General features: G+C 29.4%; 1 protein-coding gene and 2 pseudogenes. 2 read left to right on the top strand and 1 reads right to left on the bottom strand.

What is annotated here, in order from left to right; translation table 11 throughout:
- Nucleotides 1-187: 187 nt before the first annotated feature.
- A pseudogene (locus tag AC1DTM_RS26460) lies at nt 188-442 on the bottom strand (Fic family protein); the annotation flags it as partial.
- Between AC1DTM_RS26460 and AC1DTM_RS26455 the strand changes: the two are divergent.
- Both AC1DTM_RS26455 and AC1DTM_RS26450 read left to right on the top strand, forming a co-directional pair.
- Nucleotides 441-881, top strand: a pseudogene (locus AC1DTM_RS26455) (metallophosphoesterase); the annotation flags it as partial. The pseudogenes AC1DTM_RS26460 and AC1DTM_RS26455 sit on opposite strands and share 2 nt — an antisense overlap.
- Nucleotides 882-1,097: 216 nt before the next feature.
- Entirely contained in the window at nt 1,098-1,349 is a 252-nt protein-coding gene (locus AC1DTM_RS26450; RefSeq protein ID WP_002017002.1) for a hypothetical protein, read from the top strand.
- Nucleotides 1,350-1,419 lie beyond the last annotated feature (70 nt).

The raw sequence follows: 1,419 nt of genomic DNA, 5'->3' as shown, positions 1-1,419 counted from the left end.
ACTTATATGTTTCTAAAGGAAAGAAATATTTTCATTTTTATTACCATCTATTGTTTGATTAAGATGGTAACACGAAAATGAAACGTTTAGAATCAGAAAATAAAGAAAAAATATTAAAATGCGACTTTTTTCGACAAATTTTCCTATAAAACGTTTTTAACCAAAAGCTACTATTATGTTCCTCTCAGTACCAATTTACCGAAGATTTATAAAATAAATTGTAATATTCAGATTCGTTTTTCTTGATATATTTATCCAAACATACATATTTTACAAATGTATGTCCATTCTGTATTAATAGCAATTGCATTAACATAAGTGCCAATCTGCCGTTTCCTTGATTAAAAGGGACTATGCAATAAAAATTAAATATAAAACGAGCTATTAATAAAAGTGAATGATGGACCTTACTAGAATTTAATGAGTTATATTGATCACATAATGTTACTGTTTTAAGAAATGAGCATGTAAGCATTCAAAAAGATGGGCAAGAAAGAAACTTGCTAGGTATTGATGATCCAGAATTTACTAGTGGAAATCGTGATGAAGAACATATTGTTAAAAGTGAGATTAGGAAAGCTAAAGATGGAATGCATTCAGACGGTTTTAAGGTATTGCTATCCCATAGGCCTGAATTTTTAGAAGCATATGCTGATGAGCAAGTAGATTTAGTGTTATCGGGTCATGCACATGGGGGGCAAGTTCGGTTACCTTTTATCGGGGGATTAGTTGCTCCTAATCAAGGAATACTGCCCAAATATACAGCGGGTTTATATGAACAACAAAATACGTCTATGATAGTTAGTAGAGGATTAGGCAATAGTATCATTCCGCAAAGAGTTTTTAATAGACCTGAGATTGTAGTCGTGCAGTTAAATTAATCTGTATGGCTTTTTTGTTCAGGAGAATAATTTAAAGGTAGTTTTTCTTGAGTACAAGTTTCCATTACAATTTTGTTAAAATTTTTCAACGTTACATAAAGTAACAAAATTTGACCTATTGAGTTTGTTATAGTGTAAATAATCAAAAAACTTAAAAATTAGTCGAGTTAAAATAGTTATTATTAAGCAATATTAAAAATATAAAGGGGTGTACAAATGCATAAAGAATTTGAAATTGAAGAATATACGGCGATTGAGGAGCAAATTCATTATTATAGTACGTCTTTATTAGTAAGTCATCCTGAGCAAATTGTAAAGTATTTAGAAAAACGGTTGGAAAAGTATGCAGAAACGTTACAATATGCACATTTATATCCGGAAACGGTTATATTACCAATACAGCAAATAGTTATCGAATATTCTTTAGATGTTGCTAGAATTAGAAGGTATTTAAATTTAAAAACATAACAAAAATCGAATAATTTACAATGAAACAGAGTCGACTTTAAGAAAAGATATTCTAATGTCGACTCTGTTT

It is taken from the genome of Bacillus sp. P4_D3 (assembly GCF_056401855.1).
The sequence above is the reverse complement of the archived record's forward strand: the minus strand, read 5'-3'. Positions and strand labels throughout refer to the sequence as shown.